At 70.6% G+C, this 3,674-nt stretch carries 5 protein-coding genes and 1 pseudogene; 1 reads left to right on the forward strand and 5 read right to left on the reverse strand.

Features of this window, described 5'->3' with window-relative positions:
• Together A5701_RS20245 and A5701_RS20250 are read right to left on the reverse strand one after the other, a co-directional pair.
• Nucleotides 1–209, reverse strand: a pseudogene (locus A5701_RS20245) (alpha/beta hydrolase); the annotation flags it as partial.
• 91 nt (nt 210–300) lie between these two features.
• On the reverse strand, nt 301–1,062 hold the full coding sequence (locus tag A5701_RS20250; protein WP_067757889.1) for a pyrimidine reductase family protein: 762 nt from the start codon (nt 1,060–1,062) through the stop codon (nt 301–303).
• A 34-nt stretch (nt 1,063–1,096) separates the two neighbouring features.
• Here A5701_RS20250 and zapE point away from each other — a divergent pair, with 34 nt between their 5' ends.
• Complete coding sequence (zapE, locus tag A5701_RS20255) at nt 1,097–2,152, forward strand: cell division protein ZapE (RefSeq protein WP_067757892.1); 1,056 nt, start codon at nt 1,097–1,099, stop codon at nt 2,150–2,152.
• Here the strand turns inward: zapE and A5701_RS20260 are convergent.
• The 3 genes from A5701_RS20260 to A5701_RS20270 all read right to left on the reverse strand — a co-directional run.
• Complete coding sequence (locus tag A5701_RS20260; RefSeq protein ID WP_067757895.1) at nt 2,130–2,639, reverse strand: N-acetyltransferase; 510 nt, start codon at nt 2,637–2,639, stop codon at nt 2,130–2,132. The two genes, zapE and A5701_RS20260, sit on opposite strands and share 23 nt — an antisense overlap.
• On the reverse strand, nt 2,627–3,160 hold the full coding sequence (locus tag A5701_RS20265; protein WP_067757898.1) for a hypothetical protein: 534 nt from the start codon (nt 3,158–3,160) through the stop codon (nt 2,627–2,629). The genes A5701_RS20260 and A5701_RS20265 overlap by 13 nt, the downstream gene beginning before the upstream one ends.
• An 87-nt stretch (nt 3,161–3,247) precedes the next feature.
• The coding region (locus A5701_RS20270; protein ID WP_304528229.1) for a Clp protease N-terminal domain-containing protein at nt 3,248–3,674 on the reverse strand (427 nt) is incomplete at its 5' end.

The following is a 3,674-nucleotide window of genomic DNA, read 5'->3' on the forward strand; positions in this document are numbered from 1 at the left end:
CGCGACGTGCAGTCGTGCCAGGGCAGGTCGTTCTTGGGCGCAGTGATGGGCGGCGGGCCGCTGGGCGGTGGCTTGGCGGTGGTCGCGCCTTGGGGCCGGGCCCCGGAGTTGGTCGCGAATCGCGGGTCGGCGGCCAGGCCCGGGACGCAGCCGGCGACCACTGCGGTCACCGCAAGCAAGACCGTGGCGAGCGTGATCTGCCGACTCATGTCGACCACAGTAGCTAGCGGCGATCGCAAGCGCGGCGAAGCCGGGCGCTGGTGGAACCCCCGCGAAGCTGGGGGACGGGTCGCCGCAAAGCTAGGCCTTGACGTAGCGGGTGTACAGGTAACCGGCGTCGTCGGTCAGAACGTGGGCGCAGCGCATCCGCGTGAGCAGCTGGCTGGGCCCCGTCGCGATGCGGCGGGCCAGCCCGCCGACGAGGTAGGGCGCGATGGTCAGGCAGAGCTCGTCGAGCATGTCGCGCTGGATCAGCGAATCGAGCAGCATCGGCCCGCCCTCCGTCAGGATGCGGCGCATCCCGCGGGCGGCGAGGGCCCCCAGCATCACGGCCTCGTCGACCTCGCCGGGGTCGTCGCCGGAGCAGTCGATCACCTCGCACAGGTCGGTGAGCATCCGGCGCGCCGGGGCCGCCGCCGCCGCGCAGGTGAGCACCAGTGGCGGCACCTCGGTCCGGGTGAACACCCCCATGTCGCGGTCCAGCCGGCCCGACTTGGTGACGATCGCCAGTTGCGGGATCTCGCTCTGCCCGCGGGCCTGGCGCTGCTGGCGCTGGGCGACGCTCAGCTGCGCCCCCGAATAGCCCTCGACCCGGACGGTGCCCGCGCCGACGACGATGACGTCGGCGAGCTCCCGCAGCAGGTTGAACACGAACCGGTCGCCGGGACCCCCCATCGTCCCGCTGCTGCCGCCGGAGGTGGCGCCGCCGTCCACACTCGCGATGAAGTTGGCCCGCACCCACGTCCCGTCGCGTTCCGGGTAGCCGTAGAGGCGGGGGAGTTCGGCGTCGCCGAGTTCGCGCACCGATCCGAGCAGCGACAGCGGCGTCTCGGGCAGGGCCATGGGGTTGATTGCAGCACGCCGCTAGAGTTCTGGGATGCACGGGTCCACTTCCGGGGGAGTGGCGCACCTGGTGGATCGGCATCCGAGTGTGTCGCCGGAGCGACTGATCGCTCAATTGCGGCCGCCCCCAACGTTCGCCGACGTGAGCTTCGCGACGTATCAGCCCGACGCGGCCGAGCCGACGCAGGCCGCCGCCGTCGTGGCGTGCCGGCAGTTCTGTCGTCAGGCGGTGGAGCGACGAGCGGGCCGGCGAAAGTTGTTGGGCCGGCGAGCGGTGCTGCCCGGGGTCGGCCTGTATCTGGACGGCGGGTTCGGCGTGGGCAAGACCCACCTGCTGGCGTCGGCGTACTACGCGTTGCCCGGTGACGGCCCGGAATCGTCAACTCCCAAGGCGTTCGCGACGTTTGGGGAGTTGACCCAGCTGGCCGGCGTGTTCGGATTCCGCGAATGCGTTGACCTGCTGGCCGGCTACACGGCGGTGTGCATCGACGAGTTCGAGCTCGACGACCCGGGCAACACCACGCTGATATCGAGGCTGCTCTCGTCGCTCGTGGAGCGGGGGGTGTCGGTGGCCGCGACCTCCAACACCCTGCCCGAGCAACTGGGCGAGGGCCGGTTCGCCGCCCAGGACTTCCTCCGCGAAATCAACACGCTGGCAAGCATTTTCACCACCGTGCGGATCGAGGGGCCCGACTACCGGCACCGCGGCCTGCCGCCGGCGCCGCAACCCCTCTCGGACGAAGAGGTGGCCGCGCGCGCCGCGCGGGTCGACGGGGCGACGCTCGACGATTTCGACGCGTTGTGCGCGCACCTGGCCACCATGCACCCGTCGCGGTATCTGACCCTCATCGAGGGGGTGACCACCGTGTGCCTGACCGGTGTGCATGGCATCGACGACCAGAACGTCGCCCTGCGACTGGTGGCGCTGACCGACCGGCTGTATGACGCCGGCATTCCGGTGGTCGCCTCGGGCGAGAAGGTGGACACCATCTTCAGCGCCGAGATGCTGGCGGGCGGCTACCGAAAGAAGTACCTGCGGGCCATGTCTCGGCTCCTGGCGCTGACGGTCAACGAAGCGGGCGGGTCATGACGAAGTCGTCCTCGCGTCCGGCGCCGACCTGGAAGGTCCGGGTGCCGCTGACCTGGAAGCCGCTCTTGGCGTAGAAGCGTTGCGCGCGTTCGTTGGCCTGGTTGACGCCGAGCCACACGCGCCCCACTTTCCACTCGCCGGCGGTGGTCAGCGCCAGGTCCATCAGTGCGGTCGCGACCCCGGTGCCGTGGTGCTCCGGCGTGACATACATCTTGGACAGCTCGGCGGTGTCGCCGTCGCGAATCAGCATGGCGTAACCGACGATTCGGTCGTGCTGTGTGGCGGTCAGGATCGCGCGCTGCGGATCGGCCAGGTATTCGGCGAAGCGGGCGGCCGTCAGGTTGGCGTCGACGAACGCGGCGACGTTCTCGGCTGCCATCGAGGCCGGACACGCCAGCGGGAAGGTACGCGCGGCGACGTCGGCAAGCTGTTGAACGTCAACGGAATCCGTCGTGACGACGCGTACGGCGCGGGTCAGAGATTCCACTGCGCGAGGTGGTAGCCCGTCTTCTTGTCCAGCAGGACCACGGTGGAGACGGGATCACGGTAGGCGTCCCAATACACTTCGCCCCGCACGATCGCCCCGTTCGGCGCGTTGGTGAGCACGTTGTCCAGCGCATCGGGGGCGTCGGAGGCGCGCGGCTTGTAGGCGTCGGCGAACTGGGTCACGCCGTCGAAGCTGAAGGTGGTCGCCATGACGAACGGGTTGGGCACCCGGACCGCGCGAACGACGACGTCGGCCCGCTCGACCGAGCTGCCCGGGAAACCCCGAAAGGTGCCCTCGCGCGTGTAGCCGAAGCCCGGCGGCGGGTCGCAGGGCGCCACGCCGGTGACGGTCACGTCCGCGACGTAGGTGCCGGTGTCCACCCGCAGCGTGTCGCCGATGTGGCCGATGGGGGCGTCACCGGCCCAGGCGCGGGGGGCGGGGAGCGCGGCGATCGCGGTGACGCTCGCCGCGGCGACGACGAACGCGGACAGGACGACCAGCCAGCGGTGCGTCTTCGCCATGTCTTCGCCTCCTAGGCAACCCGGGAAGGGAACCTTCGAATGATCGCACATGCGGTGATGCGTCGGGGAGGGGTCGACCACCCCGGATCAGCCCTCGGCGCGGGCGCCCGTGCCGCCGCCGAGCGACTCCAGAGCCTTGATCAGATCCGCCTCGACACGGCCCTTGTCGACGCCGCACCGGCGCAGCGGTCCTTCGTCGGAGGAGGCGTCCTCCAGCTCGAGCAGCGCCAACAGCAGATGCTCGGTCCCAATGTAGTTGTGCCCCAGCCGAAGTGCCTCCCGGAAGGTCAGCTCCAGGGCTTTGCGCGCGGGGCCGCTGAACGGGATGAGGTCGGGGGTTGCGCCCCCGGCCGGGGGCAGCTCGACGGCCGCGCGCAGCGACTCGGTGTCGACCTGCTGCAGGCGCAGCAACACCGTGGCCAGCGCGGCCGGATCGCTGAGCACGCCGAGCAACAGGTGGCCGGGCGTGATCTCGTCGTTGGCGGCCTCGTGCGCGGCGTTCTGGGCCGCCACC

The sequence above is a fragment of the Mycobacterium sp. E3305 genome (assembly GCF_001666785.1).
Taxonomy (GTDB): Bacteria; Actinomycetota; Actinomycetes; order Mycobacteriales; family Mycobacteriaceae; genus Mycobacterium.